This window comes from Streptomyces sp. NPDC127068, assembly GCF_042724695.1.
Classification (GTDB): Bacteria; Actinomycetota; Actinomycetes; order Streptomycetales; family Streptomycetaceae; genus Streptomyces.
Map to the genome: position 1 here is coordinate 9,527 of NZ_JBHXEN010000061.1, position 15,451 is coordinate 24,977.

Sequence of the window (15,451 nt, forward strand, 5' to 3'; positions counted from 1 at the left end):
CCCTTTTCGGGCGGGGGCCGGCCCCGTCCCCACACCCCCCGGTTGGCCCGGGGGGTTTCCGCCCGGGGGGGGCCCCCCCCCCCCGGGCCCCCCCCCCCCCGCGGCCCCGTTCGGGCCCGTTCTACCCTGTTCCGTACGTACCGGACACCCTTTCCGGCACCGCAGGACACTTGCAGAAACGATCCATCGAACGATCGGTCCATCGATCCACCGACCCGTCCCGGGCACGCCGGCCACCCCGGCCGCCCCCGGACTCCCCGGTACCCACCGGGTCCGTACCGCTCCCCACCGGGCGCGGAGGGTCCGCACCACCTGGCAGACAACGGCGTCTACCAGACACCAGCTAGGAGTTCTCCCGTGGCCATCTCGGTCTTCGACCTGTTCTCGATCGGCATCGGCCCGTCCAGCTCCCACACGGTCGGACCCATGCGCGCGGCGCGGATGTTCGCCCGCCGCCTCAAGAACGACGGCCTGCTCGCCCACACCGCGCACCTGCGCGCGGAGCTGTACGGCTCGCTGGGTGCCACCGGCCACGGGCACGGCACCCCCAAGGCGGTGCTGCTGGGCCTGGAGGGCGAGTCACCGCGCACGGTGGACGTCGAACACGCCGACGAGCGGGTGGAGCGGATCAAGACGGAGGGCCGGATCAACCTGCTGGGTGCGCACGAGATCCCCTTCTCGTTCGACGACGACCTGGTGCTGCACCGCCGCAAGGCGCTCCCTTACCACGCCAACGGCATGACCCTCTTCGCCTACGACATCGAGGGCGGCACCGTCCTGGAGAAGACGTACTACTCGGTCGGCGGCGGGTTCGTCGTCGACGAGGACGCCGTCGGAGCCGACCGCATCAAACTCGACGACACCCCCTTGAAGTACCCCTTCCGCAGCGGCGACGAGCTGCTGCGGATGGCCCGTGAATCGGGGCTGTCGATCTCCTCGATGATGCTGGAGAACGAGAAGGCGTGGCGCAGCGAGCAGGAGATCCGCGAGGGCCTCCTGGAGATCTGGCGGGTCATGCAGAGCTGCGTGTCGCGGGGCATGAGCCAGGAGGGCATCCTGCCCGGCGGGCTGAAGGTCCGCCGCCGCGCACCCGGTTCGGCACGGCAACTGCGGGCCGAGGGCGACCCGTTGGCCCACGCGATGGAGTGGGTGACCCTCTACGCGATGGCGGTGAACGAGGAGAACGCGGCGGGCGGGCGGGTCGTCACCGCCCCGACGAACGGAGCCGCCGGCATCATCCCGGCGGTCCTGCACTACTACGTGAACTTCGTGCCCGGGGCCGACGACGAGGGGGTCGTCCGCTTCCTGTTGGCCGCCGGGGCGGTCGGGCTGCTGTTCAAGGAGAACGCCTCCATCTCCGGGGCCGAGGTCGGCTGCCAGGGCGAGGTGGGCTCCGCGTGTTCCATGGCGGCGGGCGCCCTCGCCGAGGTGCTGGGCGGCTCGCCGGAGCAGGTCGAGAACGCGGCCGAGATCGGCATGGAACACAACCTCGGGCTCACCTGTGACCCCGTGGGCGGGCTGGTCCAGATCCCCTGCATCGAGCGGAACGGCATGGCCGGCGTGAAGGCGGTGACCGCGGCGAAGATGGCCATGCGGGGCGACGGGAGCCACCTGGTCTCGTTGGACAAGGTCATCAAGACCATGAAGGAGACCGGCGCCGACATGAGCGTCAAGTACAAGGAGACGGCACGTGGCGGGCTCGCGGTGAACATCATCGAGTGCTGAGCCCGTTGTGACGGCTAGGCCCTGACCAGCGCTTTTATGCCTTTCATCGCTGTCAGTGCCTTCCCTGCTTGCCGGCGGAAGGCCCTGGATCGGCCGCCCTGGGGCAGGCGTGAAAGTCCCTGAAAGTCCCTGGGACATCCCTGAGTAAGCAGCTCCCGGAGAAGCGGTCCCACTCGTGGGGGCCGCCTCTCCCTGCCGGCTTCCGGGAGGCATCCCTGCGCCGTCTCGTGCACGCCCTCGCCCTGCTGGCCGCGGCCGGAACCCTGACCGTCGCTGTGCCCTCGTCCGCGTCCGCGGCATGGTCCGGTCCGAACTGCACCGGGCTGCTGGTCGGCTGGGTCGGCCCGGGCGGGCACGACACCTTCGAGGCGGACACCGTCCGGATCGGGTAATCCGTGCGCTTCGTGTCAGGGAAGTCGCTGATGCCCGAGGCGGGTGATCGCTACTGGCCCCACGGCGGAAGCTCGCGCAGCGCGGCGGCCCGCTCCCTGACTAGGGCTATCTGTTCCCCCCCCCGGTGAATTTCGAGGTTCTCTTGGATCGTTGAGCGGGGTGCCGGCGGTAGCGGAGTGTGGGTGTGTCGATGAGGATTCCTTCCGCCAAGGCCGAAGCGGCCATGAGGAGTCCGGTGTCCTCCATTCCGTGGAGGGCTGACCATCCTCCGAGCGCGATGAGCAGGTGACGCCGCCACATCGTGCCTGCGGGGTGGACCGGCACCAGGTACTCCGTTGGACTGGTCTTCCAGGACGAGAGGAGTACCCCTCGGGGAAGGATGCCCGGCGGGAGGGGCAACAGGTGCTCGATCAGGACGCCGTTGGCCATGAGGTCACGGGCGTGTCCCACCGCGTAGCCCGCGGTGGGGTGTTCCGCAAGAGCAGCCCCGAGCGCAGTCAGGGCGTCGGCTTCGAGTTCGTCGTCGGCGTCCACGTTCTGCACGAGGGGTGCGGTGGCGCGACCCAGGGCGACGTTGCGGGTGACCGCCGGACCTTCGGTCGTGCCGTGGGAGGAGATGGCGACTCGTGGGTCGGCGGCGGCCCCGCAGCCGACGAGGGCGGCTTGGACGGCGGACGGCGGGCCGTCTATCTGGACGAGCCATCGCCATCGTGTGTGGCTCTGGCGAAGCAGCGACTGCCACGTCGCCGGCAGGAAGACGGCATGTGACTCGTGAGCTGCCGTCACCACATCCACCTGCATGTTCAGATCATATGGACCCTGCCTTCGGTGGGTTCGTGGTAGGCACGTGTGGGGCACTGGTAGCAGGAGGGGGTACGCATGGAACCGGGGTCGTACACGGCACGCCTGAGCGGGACGACCGCGTCGGACTCACGCGAGTTGGACCGTGTGTGCGAGGAGGTCGCGCGGGCGATGCACGAGGAGGGGACGGAGCCTCCGTTCGACGTTGCTTCGTCGAACTTCGCCACGGACCCCTTTCTGATCTGTGCTGACAGGTACTGGCGGCTGCGGTTCCTGGAGCACCCGAGCATCCGGACCGCCGCTGCCTGCTCCCTGTGGATCGCGGCGCACGTGTCCCGTGAGGCGCGCACCGAGGTGTGGGAGAAGTGGTCCTTGGGGTACGCGTTCATCACCAAGGACAGCGTCGAGTCGGCCGTCGAGCTCTCCCGGGCCATGGAGGAGATCGTCTCCCGCGACGCACCGGCCGGGGACGTCGCGTACTTCGCCACCCTCTACCACGCGGGCAAGTTGCGCTCGGACTTCCGTTTCGACGAACTGCACCAGTTCCTGGACTCGTCACTCCTCGCGCTCGCCGCGGGTGTCCACCGCCAGTCGGCGTTATTCACCGCGCTGCGGGCCTTCGCCGCGTTCGGAAGCCCGGTCATCACGGCCGAGCATGCCGTGGGCATGCTCGACCAGGCGTGGAGCTCCCCCGACCGCACCCGGCACGTGGTGGACATCTGCCTCAACGGTCTCCAGTTCGCCCTTCCCTTCGCCGGCCACGGCGAACTGCTGAGGGACCGTGCCGCCGAAGCCGTCGGGGATCACCCCGGTGACCACATGTTCCACTTCCGGCTCGCGTCCGGGTTGCACATGACGGGGGATCACGACGGCGCGCTGGCGGACATCGACACCGCGCTCAGGCTGCTTCCGGCGCTCGGCAGCCGCGGCAGTCACAAGCTGCTTCAGGAGCAGTACCTCGCCAAGCGGGACGCGATCGCGGAGGGCCGTCTACGCGCCGCGCGTGACCTCGAACACCGGCAACGGCTCGGAGAGCAGGATGCCCACCACCGAGAGCGGTGGGCCCAGTTGGAGGAGGAGTTGCACCGGCGGGGCGAGGAGCAGGCAAGGGCGCACCGTGAAGGGCAGGAGACGGCACGGGCGAACCACGTCCGATCGGTCGAGCTCGTCGCGGTCTTCACCTCCGCCATCGCCTTCGCCGTCGGCTCGCTCCAGGTGACGCTGACCGGGGACTTCCCCCTCCGTGACCGGCTTTTCATGATCGGTGCGTGGGGGATCGCCCATGTGCTCTTCGCGCTCCTGGTGGTCGGCGGGACCTGGCTGATCACCCGTCCACGGCGGTAGCTCCCGTCCGGTTGACCAGGACTGGGTGCGGGATGTGCCGGAGCGGAGTCCGGTCCGTGTGGTGTCTCCCGCAGGAGCAGGAGCAGGAGCGTTGAAGCTGTCGCTGACGATTAGTAAGGTCAGTGGTGGTACGGAGCTGGGGGAGAGTTCTTGTGACGACGCGCGGCATGGGCGCATGGGGGCGCGGTGCCCGGACATTGGCGCGTGCGGCGCTCGCGGCGCTGGTCGGTGCGGTGGCCGGAGTCGCCGCCTACTCCATCAGCCAGACCGGTGGCCAGCTGCTCTCCGTCGTGGTCGGTGGCCTCGTCGGCATCGCGATCGTGTTGGGGGCGGAGTTCTACCGGCGGTCGGCACAGTTGGTGGAGGTCCAGCTCACCCTGCCCGGCAGCGTGATGACGTTCGCTGCGAACACCGACATGCGGCAGGCGGCGCTCCGGATGTTCTTCCAGGCGGCGACGCGGGTCGCCACCCGGCCGTTGGACGACGACAGCGGCAATCTCCGTGAGGCTCTGACGTCCCTCAAGGCCCTGTTCGATCTGTACCGGGAGCCGCTGGAGTCGGGTGTCGCCCCTCCGCCGCCGGTCAGGGGGGACTCGGTCCACGCGCTCGTCCTGGACGTCCTCAACTTCGAGCTCGCTCCGTTCCTGGCGAAGTGGCACCCCCGGCTGAGCGCCTGGGAAGCCACCCGAGGAGACCAGGAGGACGAGAGCACGTGGCCGGAGAACTCCGTGTTCCGTGCGGAGCTCAAGGATCTCCAGCAGCGTCTGCGTCCCTACGTCATCGGCCTCGGGGAGATCGCCGGTCTCCGGGACCCGGAACGGCACCTACGCCGGTCCGGGTGGCAAGGGAGCACTCCGCCCCCACCGCTGCCTCGTCAGCAGGAGCAGGAGGTCGAGGAGAACCGCTGAACCGTTCCGTGGGCACGCACGGGTTCTCCGTCGCGTCACGCATGATGAGGGTGTGACGATCGCCTCCTCCGTGTGCCCTGCCGACCACAAACCACGTACTGAAGCCAACAGCACCCCCCCCCCGGCCGATTTCCGACTTGAGCGGGTAGGCGGACGTGCGGGTCTGATTCCCTCCGGGAGGGATTGATCGTGATCCCCCCTGTTGAGATCGATGGCGCGCGTGCCGTCCCTGCCGAGTGGGACGTGTTCCTGAGTTACAGCCGCACCGACGCCCACATGGCCGCTGCGCTCGCGGGCGCGCTGCGGGACCAGGGGTTGCGGGTGTTCCTCGACGATCTGGGAGTCGACGACTTCACGTCCATCACCACGTCCATCTCGGACGCCCTGGACCGGTCCAAGGTCCTCCTGGCCCTGTACTCGGCGGAGTATCCGCGGCGTCGGGCGTGCCAGTGGGAACTCACCTCCGCGTACCTCGCCGGTCAGCGGGAGGGCGATCCCCGGCGACGGGTGCTCGTCGTCAATCCCGAGCCCCGCGCCGATCATGTGCACCCCGTCGAGCTCCGCGACGCGAAGCACTGGGCGTGGCCCGACGGCCGCGGCGCGTTGCGGCAGTTGGCGGCCCAGGTCGCCGTGCACGTCTCGGGGGTCGAAGAGCCCTTGGGCGAGGTGGGGCGTTCGAGGGACACCCGAGCAGCCCGGGAGACCGTCTGGCTTCCCGCCCCGGCCGGCACCGGGTCGGCCCGCTTCACCGACCGGCTCGCGGAGCAGTGGCGCATCCACTCGGCGCTCGTTCGCCACCGCGCCCCGTTGGTCGCCCCGCCCGGCTCCGGCTCCGGCCGCACGGCCCAACTGCGCGGCATGCCCGGGATCGGCAAATCGGTCCTCGCCCAGGAGTACGCGCTCCGGTTCGGGTCCGCGTTCCCCGGCGGGGTGTTCTGGTTCGACCTCCACACGGCCCAGGGCGCCGCCACCGCACGGGTGATGGACGCCTATGCGGAGCAGGTCTCCGTGGTGTGCCACGCACTGGGCATCGAGGACTCGGCCTCCCCCACCCTCACACGGCAGCTCAGCCGCCTCGCCGTCCACCTCGGAGAACGCGGAACGCCCTGCCTGTGGGTCGTGGACGGGCTGCCCGACGGCCTGCACCACGGTGAACTCCCGTTGCTGCGGGGACCCCACCTCCTCGCATCGACCCTGCTGACCACCCGCTCGTTCCACTACGGCTCCTTCGCCGAGGTCATCGACCTTCCGTCGCTGTCGGACGCGGACGGCTACCGACTCGTCACCTCGCACCGCTCCCCCGCGGACGAGGTCGAGAAGGCGACGGCCCTCGCCCTCGTCCATGACGTGGGCGGCCATCCCCAGGCGTTGGACCTCCTCTCCGGCCTCGCCACGGCGGCGAACTTCGGCGTCGTCAGGAACCGCCTGCACACCATCGGCGCCGACATCCTGAGCGTGCCACGCCCACAGCGTGCCGAGCACCGCCCCGTCGCGCCGGCCCGCACCACCCTCACCTCCACTCTTCTCACCCGTCCCCTCTCGGGCAACGGCCCGGTGGACGACGTGCTGCGCCTGCTCGCCCTCGCCTCCCCCACCCCGCTGACCCAGACGGTCCTGGAGAACGTGCTCGCCTCCATGGACCCGTACGACCCCTGGGAAGCGGGGCCCTCGGTCACGGACGCCGTCGCCACGCTCCTGGGCTCCGGCGCCCTCCTCCCCGACCCCCAGGTCCCCGGGTCCTGGACGGTTCACGCCCTCCTGGCACGGGCGGTGCGCAGACACGACGAGGACACCGCGCGTCAAGAGGACCTGCGCCGCGTACTCCTGCACACGCTCGCGACGCCGCTCCCCCAGAAGCCGGTTCCCGCCACGCTCTCGACGAACCGCTCGTCCCGTACCGGGCCCGGACCCGTGGAGCGAGCCGCCGCCTTCGACCTCCAGATCGAGCTGGTCACCCGCGTCGGCGTCCAGCCCCTCGGCCCCGAGGACGGCTCACTGCGCGAAGCACTCACCTCACTGCACTCCCTCTTCGCCACCACGCGGGAGGCGCTCCACACCGTGGCGGGTGAGTCCCCGCCCCCGCTCGTCCTCCCCCGCATCGCGTCCATCCTGACCAACCGGCACCTCCGCCCGTTCCTCTCGATCTGGCACACCGCCCTCCGCCAGCACGAAGACACCTGCCCGTCCGACCGAAGCCCGATCGAACACGAGCGTCTTTGGCCACGCGCTACGGAGATGCGTGCACGACTGGACGCCTTGAGAGAACCGTTGACGTCAACGGCCAAGGAACTGGCAGCCCTCTGCGGAATCGACCTGCTGGACCCCGCCGAACCGGAGGACGCCCGCTGAACCCACCGGCCCGAACCGTACGCCTTCGCGGTGCGCTCACGCCCGCGCAGCGGGAGGTTCCCCGACCCCCGCGGCACCCTCAACGGCCCTGCCGGGACTTGACTTTGACATCCGTGTGAGGGTCTACCGTTCGTCCGGCCGGCCCTGCGCTGAGGCCGGCCCTTCGCCGAGCAAAGACAGCGGAGGGACGCTCGAACGGAGGAGGCACACCGGTGACCAGCGAGAGCGCGCCGCTGCGTGCGGGACGGCGGGAGTGGTGGGGGCTGGCGGTACTGGCCCTCCCCACCTCGATGCTGGCGATGGACATGACCGTCCTGCACCTCGCCGCGCCCACCATCAGCGAGGACCTCTCCCCCAGCGGCAGCGAACTGCTGTGGATCCTGGACGTCTACGGCTTCCTGATCTCCGGGTTCCTGATCTCCATGGGCACCCTCGGCGACCGCGTCGGACGTCGTCGACTGCTGATGATCGGCGCCACCGCCTTCAGCGCCGCCTCGGTCTTCGCGGCGTACGCGCAGAGCGCCGAAATGCTCATCCTGGCCCGGGCGTTGCTGGGTGTCGCCGGGGCGACCCTGATGCCCTCCACGCTGGCCCTGATCGCCACCATGTTCACGGTCCCCGCCCAGCGCACCTTCGCCGTCGCCGTCTGGATGACCGCCTTCATCAGCGGTGAGGCCCTCGGCCCGCTGGTGGGCGGCGCGCTGCTGGAGTTCTTCTGGTGGGGCTCGGTCTTCCTCATCGCCGTCCCCGTGATGCTGCTGCTCCTGATCGTCGGGCCCAAGCTGCTGCCGGAGCACCGCGCGACCCGACCGACCGGACGTTTCGACTTCGTCAGTGCCGCGCTGTCCCTGTTGGCGGTGCTCCCGCTGGTCTACGCCGTCAAGCTGCTCTCCGAGTCGGGCGCCGGTCCGGCGCCGCTGGGCTTCGCCCTCGTCGGCCTGGCCGTGGGCGCGGCCTTCGTCCGGCGGCAGCACCGGCTGGACGAACCGCTGGTGGACCTCGGCCTGTTCCGCGTCCCGGCCTTCAGCGCCGCGCTGAGCACCCAGACCCTCGCGAACTGCGGTCTCGCCGGCACCCAACTCCTGCTGATGCAGTACCTCCAGTCCGTCCACGGCCTCACCCCGCTCCAGGCCGGCCTGTGGACGCTGCCCGCCGTCGGCATCGGCATCGGCGGCACGCTGCTCGCCCCGCGCGTGGTCGCCCGGGTCCGGCCGGCCACCGTGGTCAGCGTCTGCCTGGTCCTGGCCGCGGTGGGTGCGGCGCTGATCGTGCCCGCGGGGCCGCAGTCCGGGCTGGCCTGGGCGGTCGGCGGCTTCACCCTGCTGTACGTCGGCACCACGCCGATCCTCGCCCTGACCACCGACCTCATCGTCGGCTCCGCTCCGCCGGAGCGGGCCGGCGCGGCTTCGGCCCTCTCGGAGAGCGGCGCGGAACTCGGACTCTCCCTGGGCATGGCGCTGCTCGGCAGCCTCGGCCTCGCCGTCTACCGGCAGCAACTCTCCGACCGCGCGCCCGCCGGTGTGGATGACGTCGCGCTGAGCGACGCCCAGCACACCATCGGCGGCGCCGTCAGCGCCGCGGAGGACCTCCCGGAACCGGCCCGGTCGGGTCTCGTCGACGCGGCCCGCGCCGCCTTCACCGACGGGCTCGCCACCGCGGCGGGCGTCACCGCGGTGCTGTTGCTCGCCACCGCGGTGCTGGCCGCGCTGCTGCTGCGCGGCGTTTCGCTCGGGGACGACGGGGCGGACGGAGCGGACGGGCCCGATGCTCCGGAGTCGGAACGGGAGCCGAAGTCGGTGGCGGCGCGCGGGGACTGAGGTGTCCGTCGCACCCCCGACTACTACGTGGTACCGTATAGCAGTACTCGGCACTACGCAGTACTGGATCGGGAGGAGGGAAGAGGAGACCCGCGATGGACGACTTGACGGAGATGCTGAAGGGCACGCTGGAGGGCTGTGTGCTCGAAATCATCGGCAGCGAGGAGACCTACGGGTACGCCATCACCCGGCGGCTCAACGAACTCGGCTTCGCCGACGTGGTCGAGGGGACGGTCTACACCATCCTGCTGCGACTGGAGAGGAACGGGCTCGTCCAGGTAACGAAGAGGCCGTCGGGGGTGGGGCCGCCGCGCAAGTTCTACTCGCTCAATGACGCGGGACGCGAACGACTCGGCGCGTTCTGGGCGAAGTGGGAGTACCTCTCGTCACGGATCAACGAACTGAAGGAGGGCGGGAGATGAGCTTCTGGGAGACCATGACCGGCAGCGACCTCACCAGGGAGTGGAAGGCGTTCGAAGCCCGGGCCGAGGTGCTGCCGGCCGACCACCGGGCGGCGTGGGAACAGATCAAGGGCCACCTCTTCCCCCACGGGGACTTCACCGGCCGCAACCTGATGCCGATCCTCGACGGCGCCTTGGGGCTGCTCGAAGAGACGGCGGCGGACGGGCAGGGCGTCCACGAGGTGTTGGGCGACGACGTCGAGGGCTTCTGCGCGGCACTGGTCGGCGGAGCAGGGGCTCGCGGTCATCGTGACCGGTGGCGCGCGCAATTGAACCGGAACGTCGCGAGAAGACTGAGCCGGCTGGGAGGCTGACGTGGGCATCCAGGACATCATCGAGGGCAAGAAGCAGTGGCGGGCGCACACGGCGCGGGTCAAGGCGCTACCGCCGGACTACCGGATCGTCTACGAGGAGATGCAGAAGTACTTCTTCAAGGTCGGGCCGGTCGACCTGCCCGACGGGAACCTGCTCTCGGGGATCGTCGACTTCTTCGAGGAGGGCGCCGCGGGCGGCAAGGGCGTCCTCCAGCTCATCGGCAGTGACGTGGCTGCCTTCTGCGACGAGTTGATCAAGGACTCGCGCACCTACGCGGACGTCTACCAGGAGTCCGTCAACGGGGCGTCCGGCACGACCGAGAAGTAGCACGGACGGGCCGCCCGTCGGGCCCCGGAGTCGGGCACCTGTCGGGTGACGGTCAGATGGTGACGTCCAGTTCGGCCAGGAGTCCTCGTACGCGGTGCTCGATCTCGTCGCGGATGGGGCGAACGGCTTCGAGGCCCTGGCCGGCGGGGTCTTCGAGGGTCCAGTCGAGGTAGCGCTTGCCGGGGAAGACGGGGCAGGTGTCGCCGCAGCCCATGGTGATGCAGACGTCCGACTCGCGGACGGCGCCCACGGTGAGGACCTTCGGGACCTCGGCGGAGATGTCGATGCCGACCTCGGCCATCGCGGCGACGGCAGCCGGGTTGACGGCGGCGCCCGGGGCCGAGCCCGCGGAGCGGACCTCGACCCGGTCGCCCGCGAGGTGGCCGAGCCAGGCGGCGGCCATCTGGGAGCGGCCGGCGTTGTGGACGCAGACGAACAGGACGGACGGCTTGCGGCCGGGGGACTGGGACATGAGCGCCTTCTCGTCTCGCGGTGACTCCGCCACCGATGACATCAGCACCTGCCGATATCAGCAAGCAGTGATGTGAAAGTATCAGTCCATGCTGACTTCAGTCGATGCTGATGTGATCCGGGTGCTGGGCGATCCGCTCCGCCTGAAGATCGTGACCCTGCTCGCCCGCGAGACGCTGTGCACGACGCACCTGGTCGAGGAGACCGGAGCCAAGCAGACCAACCTCTCCAACCATCTGAAGGTCCTGCGGGACGCCGGTCTGGTGGACACCGAACCCTGCGGACGCTTCACGTACTACAAGCTGCGCCCCGAGGTCCTGGCCGGGCTGTCCGCGCAGTTCGCCGCGCTCGCCGAGTCCGCCCGTGCCACCGCCGGAAGCAAGCGGGCCTGCCCGTGACCGCGACCGAACCCGCCGAGGGGACCTCCGCCGCCCGTCCCGGCGCGGCGGGGAACCCGTCGGTCGTCGCCGCGCTCTCCACCCTGGACCGCTACCTCGCGGTGTGGATCCTGCTCGCCATGGGGGCCGGCCTGGGGCTGGGGCGCGCGGTCCCGGGGCTGAACGACGCGCTGGCGAGGATCGAGGTCGGTGGGATCTCGCTGCCGATCGCGCTCGGCCTGCTGGTGATGATGTACCCGGTGCTGGCGAAGGTCCGTTACGACCGGCTCGACGCGGTCACCGGCGACCGCGCGCTGATGGTCTCCTCGCTGGTGGTCAACTGGATCGTCGGCCCGGCCGTCATGTTCGCGCTGGCGTGGACCTTCCTTCCCGACTTGCCCGAGTACCGCACCGGCCTGATCGTCGTCGGCCTCGCGCGCTGCATCGCCATGGTGATCATCTGGAACGACCTCGCATGCGGCGACCGCGAGGCCGCCGCCGTCCTGGTCGCGCTGAACTCGGTGTTCCAGGTGATCGCGTTCGGGCTGCTGGGCTGGTTCTACCTGGATCTGCTGCCCGGCTGGCTCGGCCTCGGCGACGGCGAGCGGCTCGACGTCTCCGTGGGGGAGATCGCGCTCAACGTCCTCGTCTTCCTCGGCGTCCCGCTCCTGGCCGGGTTCCTGACCCGCCGGTTCGGCGAGCAGAAGATGGGCCGTACGGCGTACGAGTCGCGGTTCCTGCCGCGGATCGGGCCGTGGGCGCTGTACGGGCTGCTCTTCACGATCGTGGTCCTCTTCGCGCTCCAGGGGAAGACGATCACCTCCCAGCCGCTGGACGTCGTCCGGATCGCACTGCCGCTGCTCGTCTACTTCGCGGTGATGTTCTTCGGCACCTTCGCCCTGGGCAAAGCGCTCGGGATGACGTACCCCCGCACGACCACGCTGGCGTTCACCGCCGCGGGCAACAACTTCGAACTGGCCATCGCGGTCGCCATCGCCACCTTCGGAGTCACCTCCGGCCAGGCCCTCGCCGGCGTGGTCGGCCCCCTCATCGAGGTTCCGGTCCTGATCGGACTGGTCTACGTCGCCCTGGCCTGGCGTCGCCGGTTCACCCGCACCTGAGCGCGGTGGGGCACGGCCGCCGGACGGACTCCGAGGTCAGGCGGCGGCCGGGGCGCCGACCAGGATCTTGCCCATGGCGGCGAGGACGGACGGCTCGACCCGGTAGTAGACCCAGGTGCCGCGCCGCTCGGAGGTCAACAGGCCGGCCTCCCTGAGCTTCTTCAGGTGGTGGGAGACGGTGGGCTGGGAGACGCCGACGTCGGAGATGTCGCACACGCACGCCTCGCCGCCCGCATGGGAGGCCACGGCGGAGAACAGGCGGAGCCGGACCGGGTCGCCGAGCGCCTTGAACATCCGGGCGGCGACCTCGGCCTCACCGGCGGTCATGGGGCGTTCCGCCAGCGGCGGGCAGCACGGCGCGACACCGCCCGGCGCGTCGGTGTCGCTCAGCGGGAGCGCCTTCACGTTCGACATACGTCTATGTTCACACATGTCGAATCAAGGAGCGAGGGTCCCGCCGCCGCCGGGTCCACTCGGCGACAGCGGGCGGTCCCCCGGGTCAGCGCCGCCCGAGCAGCGCGGCCAGATCGCGGGCGGTGCGGGCGGCGTCACGACCGGCACCGCGCAGGGAGTTCGAGGTGAGGCTGCGCTGCCACTCCAGTCCGGTGAACGCGAGGCCGGGGTGGACCAGGGAGCGGCCTTCGCGGTGGCGGGGCAGCCCGGCCGCGTCCAGGGCGCCGGCGACCCCGGCGAGGTAGGGCAGGTCGGGGCGGTACCCGGTGGCGAGCAGGATCACGTCCACTTCCTCCCGCACCCCGTCCGACCAGGTGACCTTCGCCCCGTCGATCCCGGTGAACAGCGGTCGGTGGTCCGGTGCGCCGCGGGTGAGGGCGGCGCGGTAGCGACCGTCGTCGATGATCGGCGGCGAGGGCGGGGTGCGCAGGAAGCGGCCGATCGGGGCGCGGTCGATGCCGGTGAGGGTGAGCCAGAAGTGGAGGTCCCGGCCGAGGACGTGCTGCGGGGCGTACCGGATCGGGTTCCGGGTGGCCAGGGTGGTGCGGGCGACGCCGTGGAGTTCGGCGGCGATCTGGACGGCGGAGTTGCCCGCGCCGACCACGATCACGCGCCGTCCGGCGAAGGCGGCCGGGTCGCGGTAGTCGGCGGCGTGGAGCAGGGCGCCGGTGAAGGTGTCGAGTCCGGGCAGGTCAGGGCGGTGGGGGCGACCGAAGGAGCCGGAGGCGGCGACGACGGCCCGCGCCGTCAGCGGCTCCCCTCCCACCAGCTCCACTGCGAAGCCGTCACCGGCCCGGCGCACCGCACCGACCCGCCGTCCGGTGCGGATGTCGACGTCGAGACGGGCGGCGTAGTCGGTGAGGTAGGCGACGACCTCGTCACGGTGCGGGTAGCGGTCCGGGTCGCCGGGGAAGGGCCGCCCGGGCAGGGCGCTGTACCGGGCGGGGGAGAACAGGGTGAGGCTGTCGTAGTAGTGCGGCCACGATCCCGCCGGCCGGTCGGACGCCTCCAGCACCACCGGCTTCACCCCCTGCCGCACCAGGGCGCCGGCGGACGCCAGCCCGGACTGTCCGCCCCCGATCACCACGACGTCGACGCGTTCCACGAGCACCCTCAATTCGATAGATGTCTATGTTGACGCCCATCGAAGCAGGTGGGAGGGTGGGAGGCAAGGCATCGATGAATATCGAAACAAGTAGGGAGTCACCGTGTCAGCGTCATCCACCGCCGCACTGCCCGTCATCGTGATCGGGGCCGGCCCCGTCGGGCTGGCCGCCGCCGCCCACCTCACCGCCCGGGGCCTCACCCCGCTCGTCCTCGAAGCGGGCCCGGCCGCCGGCAGCGCGGTGCGCGAGTGGGCGCACGTCCGACTGTTCTCCCCCTGGGGCGAGGTGATCGACCCCGCCGGCGAGAAGCTCCTCGCCCCCACCGGCTGGACCGCCCCCGACCCAGCCGCCTACCCCACCGGCGGGGACTGGGCGGACCGGTACCTCCAGCCGCTGGCCGACGCCCTCGGTGAACGGGTCCGCTACGGGGCGCGCGTCACCGGGGTCTCGCGCGCCGGGCGGGACCGGATCGTGGACGCCGACCGCGAGGCCCAGCCCTTCGTGGTCCACGTCGCGCACGCGGACGGACGGGAGGAGCGGCTGTCCGCCCGCGCGGTGATCGACGCCTCCGGCACCTGGTCCACGCCCTCCCCCGCGGGCGCCGACGGCCTGCCCGCCCTCGGTGAGAAGGCAGCGGCCGACCGCATCGCCTACCGGGTGCCGGACCTGTCCCACCCCGCCGTCCGCGCCCGGTACGCCGGGAAGCGCACCGCCGTCATCGGAACCGGTGCCTCCGCCTTCACGGCGCTCGCCTCCCTCGCCGAGCTCGCCCGGGCCACGGATGGCGCCGCAGCCTCGGACGGCGGCGGGACGCGGGCCGTGTGGCTCCTGCGCCGGGGCCTCACCGGTTCCCGCTACGGCGGCGGCACCGCCGACCAGCTCCCCGCCCGGGGTGCGTTGGGCCTCGCGGCGAAGGCCGCCGTCGAGCAGGGCCACGCGGACGCGGTCACCGGATTCCGTACGGAATCGATCGAGCGGGACGGCGACCGGGTCGTCCTGGTGGCCGAGGACGGGCGGCGCCTCGACCCGGTGGACGGGGTCCTCGTCCTGACCGGCCTCCGCCCCGATCTGTCCTTCCTCTCGGAGGTCCGCCTCGACCTGGACGAGCGCCTGCAGGCACCGGTCGAACTGGCGCCGCTGATCGACCCCAACCAGCACTCCTGCGGCACCGTCTACCCCCACGGCCACCGCGAACTGGCCCACCCGGAGCGGGACTTCCACCTCGTCGGCATGAAGTCCTACGGCCGCGCGCCCACGTTCCTCGCCCTGACGGGGTACGAGCAGGTCCGTTCGGTGGCCGCCGCCCTCGCGGGTGACCCCGCCGCGGCCGACCGGGTCGAACTCACCCTCCCCGAGACCGGCGTCTGCGGCGGCTCCGGGCTCTTCGACACCCCTGCGCCCACGGTCCCGCAGGACGAGGGCGGCTGCTGCGGCACCCCGGCCGGCGGCTGCGACACGTAACCCCCTTCCCCACCCCGCAACC

Annotated in this window: 16 protein-coding genes; 12 read left to right on the plus strand and 4 right to left on the minus strand. The window is 71.1% G+C overall.

The genetic code is table 11. The features are described 5' to 3' along the window. Positions 1 to 357 precede the first annotated feature (357 nt). Both ACFWIA_RS29880 and ACFWIA_RS29885 read left to right on the plus strand, forming a co-directional pair. Positions 358 to 1,725 carry an L-serine ammonia-lyase gene (locus ACFWIA_RS29880; RefSeq protein WP_387010374.1) on the plus strand — a complete coding sequence of 456 codons (1,368 nt, stop codon included), beginning with the start codon at positions 358 to 360 and terminating at the stop codon, positions 1,723 to 1,725. Between the two features lie 227 nt (positions 1,726 to 1,952). Beyond that, a complete protein-coding gene (locus ACFWIA_RS29885; RefSeq protein WP_387010375.1) occupies positions 1,953 to 2,117 on the plus strand; it encodes a hypothetical protein in 165 nt (54 codons plus the stop codon). 106 nt (positions 2,118 to 2,223) lie between these two features. On the opposite strand, the gene ACFWIA_RS29890 is transcribed toward ACFWIA_RS29885, so the two are convergent. Continuing rightward, on the minus strand, positions 2,224 to 2,919 hold the full coding sequence (locus tag ACFWIA_RS29890) for a glycosyltransferase (protein ID WP_387010376.1): 696 nt from the start codon (positions 2,917 to 2,919) through the stop codon (positions 2,224 to 2,226). A 78-nt stretch (positions 2,920 to 2,997) separates the two neighbouring features. On the opposite strand from ACFWIA_RS29890, the gene ACFWIA_RS29895 reads away from it, so the two are divergent. From ACFWIA_RS29895 to ACFWIA_RS29925, 7 genes are all read left to right on the plus strand, one after another. Continuing rightward, positions 2,998 to 4,263 carry a hypothetical protein gene (locus tag ACFWIA_RS29895; RefSeq protein WP_387010377.1) on the plus strand — a complete coding sequence of 422 codons (1,266 nt, stop codon included), beginning with the start codon at positions 2,998 to 3,000 and terminating at the stop codon, positions 4,261 to 4,263. Between the two features lie 152 nt (positions 4,264 to 4,415). Then, positions 4,416 to 5,171, plus strand: coding sequence for a hypothetical protein (locus ACFWIA_RS29900; protein ID WP_387010378.1), 756 nt, complete (start codon positions 4,416 to 4,418; stop codon positions 5,169 to 5,171). A 189-nt stretch (positions 5,172 to 5,360) separates the two neighbouring features. Then, positions 5,361 to 7,520 (plus strand): TIR domain-containing protein, encoded by a 2,160-nt coding sequence (locus tag ACFWIA_RS29905; RefSeq protein ID WP_387010379.1) that lies wholly within the window; start codon positions 5,361 to 5,363, stop codon positions 7,518 to 7,520. A gap of 290 nt (positions 7,521 to 7,810) precedes the next feature. Continuing rightward, positions 7,811 to 9,337, plus strand: a complete 1,527-nt coding sequence (locus tag ACFWIA_RS29910; protein WP_387010404.1) for an MFS transporter — start codon at positions 7,811 to 7,813, stop codon at positions 9,335 to 9,337. Between the two features lie 95 nt (positions 9,338 to 9,432). Then, entirely contained in the window at positions 9,433 to 9,759 is a 327-nt protein-coding gene (locus ACFWIA_RS29915) for a PadR family transcriptional regulator (RefSeq protein ID WP_387010380.1), read from the plus strand. Beyond that, positions 9,756 to 10,112 (plus strand): DUF1048 domain-containing protein, encoded by a 357-nt coding sequence (locus ACFWIA_RS29920; protein ID WP_387010381.1) that lies wholly within the window; start codon positions 9,756 to 9,758, stop codon positions 10,110 to 10,112. The genes ACFWIA_RS29915 and ACFWIA_RS29920 overlap by 4 nt, the downstream gene beginning before the upstream one ends. Before the next feature lies 1 nt (position 10,113). Beyond that, the gene (locus tag ACFWIA_RS29925) at positions 10,114 to 10,440 is read left to right on the plus strand and encodes a DUF1048 domain-containing protein (RefSeq protein ID WP_387010382.1); all 327 of its coding nucleotides are present in this window, start codon (positions 10,114 to 10,116) and stop codon (positions 10,438 to 10,440) included. 52 nt (positions 10,441 to 10,492) lie between these two features. Here the strand turns inward: ACFWIA_RS29925 and ACFWIA_RS29930 are convergent, their stop codons facing one another. Next, a complete protein-coding gene (locus ACFWIA_RS29930; RefSeq protein ID WP_387010383.1) occupies positions 10,493 to 10,912 on the minus strand; it encodes an arsenate reductase ArsC in 420 nt (139 codons plus the stop codon). Positions 10,913 to 11,000: 88 nt separating this feature from the next. Between ACFWIA_RS29930 and ACFWIA_RS29935 the strand changes: the two genes are divergently transcribed. Both ACFWIA_RS29935 and arsB read left to right on the plus strand, forming a co-directional pair. Next, the gene (locus tag ACFWIA_RS29935; RefSeq protein WP_387010384.1) at positions 11,001 to 11,309 is read left to right on the plus strand and encodes an ArsR/SmtB family transcription factor; all 309 of its coding nucleotides are present in this window, start codon (positions 11,001 to 11,003) and stop codon (positions 11,307 to 11,309) included. Beyond that, positions 11,306 to 12,409, plus strand: coding sequence for an ACR3 family arsenite efflux transporter (gene arsB / locus ACFWIA_RS29940; protein ID WP_387010385.1), 1,104 nt, complete (start codon positions 11,306 to 11,308; stop codon positions 12,407 to 12,409). Before ACFWIA_RS29935 ends, arsB begins: the two co-directional genes overlap by 4 nt. A 36-nt stretch (positions 12,410 to 12,445) precedes the next feature. Here arsB and ACFWIA_RS29945 read toward each other — a convergent pair whose 3' ends face one another. Both ACFWIA_RS29945 and ACFWIA_RS29950 read right to left on the minus strand, forming a co-directional pair. After that, the gene (locus ACFWIA_RS29945; protein WP_387010386.1) at positions 12,446 to 12,823 is read right to left on the minus strand and encodes an ArsR/SmtB family transcription factor; all 378 of its coding nucleotides are present in this window, start codon (positions 12,821 to 12,823) and stop codon (positions 12,446 to 12,448) included. Between the two features lie 85 nt (positions 12,824 to 12,908). After that, positions 12,909 to 13,967: a flavin-containing monooxygenase gene (locus tag ACFWIA_RS29950; protein ID WP_387010405.1), complete on the minus strand. Its 1,059-nt coding sequence runs from the start codon at positions 13,965 to 13,967 to the stop codon at positions 12,909 to 12,911. Between the two features lie 103 nt (positions 13,968 to 14,070). Here ACFWIA_RS29950 and ACFWIA_RS29955 point away from each other — a divergent pair, with 103 nt between their 5' ends. Then, on the plus strand, positions 14,071 to 15,429 hold the full coding sequence (locus ACFWIA_RS29955) for an NAD(P)-binding domain-containing protein (RefSeq protein WP_387010387.1): 1,359 nt from the start codon (positions 14,071 to 14,073) through the stop codon (positions 15,427 to 15,429). Positions 15,430 to 15,451: the final 22 nt, after the last annotated feature.

Bases quoted from the DNA above. Each gene is read 5' to 3' on its own strand.
- ACFWIA_RS29930 (WP_387010383.1), bottom strand. From the start codon at position 10,912: ATGTCCCAGTCCCCCGGCCGCAAGCCGTCCGTCCTGTTCGTCTGCGTC.
- ACFWIA_RS29895 (WP_387010377.1), top strand. From the start codon at position 2,998: ATGGAACCGGGGTCGTACACGGCACGCCTGAGCGGGACGACCGCGTCG.
- ACFWIA_RS29890 (WP_387010376.1), bottom strand. From the start codon at position 2,919: ATGCAGGTGGATGTGGTGACGGCAGCTCACGAGTCACATGCCGTCTTC.
- ACFWIA_RS29935 (WP_387010384.1), top strand. From the start codon at position 11,001: ATGCTGACTTCAGTCGATGCTGATGTGATCCGGGTGCTGGGCGATCCG.
- ACFWIA_RS29910 (WP_387010404.1), top strand. From the start codon at position 7,811: ATGCTGGCGATGGACATGACCGTCCTGCACCTCGCCGCGCCCACCATC.
- ACFWIA_RS29915 (WP_387010380.1), top strand. From the start codon at position 9,433: ATGGACGACTTGACGGAGATGCTGAAGGGCACGCTGGAGGGCTGTGTG.
- ACFWIA_RS29920 (WP_387010381.1), top strand. From the start codon at position 9,756: ATGAGCTTCTGGGAGACCATGACCGGCAGCGACCTCACCAGGGAGTGG.
- ACFWIA_RS29945 (WP_387010386.1), bottom strand. From the start codon at position 12,823: ATGTCGAACGTGAAGGCGCTCCCGCTGAGCGACACCGACGCGCCGGGC.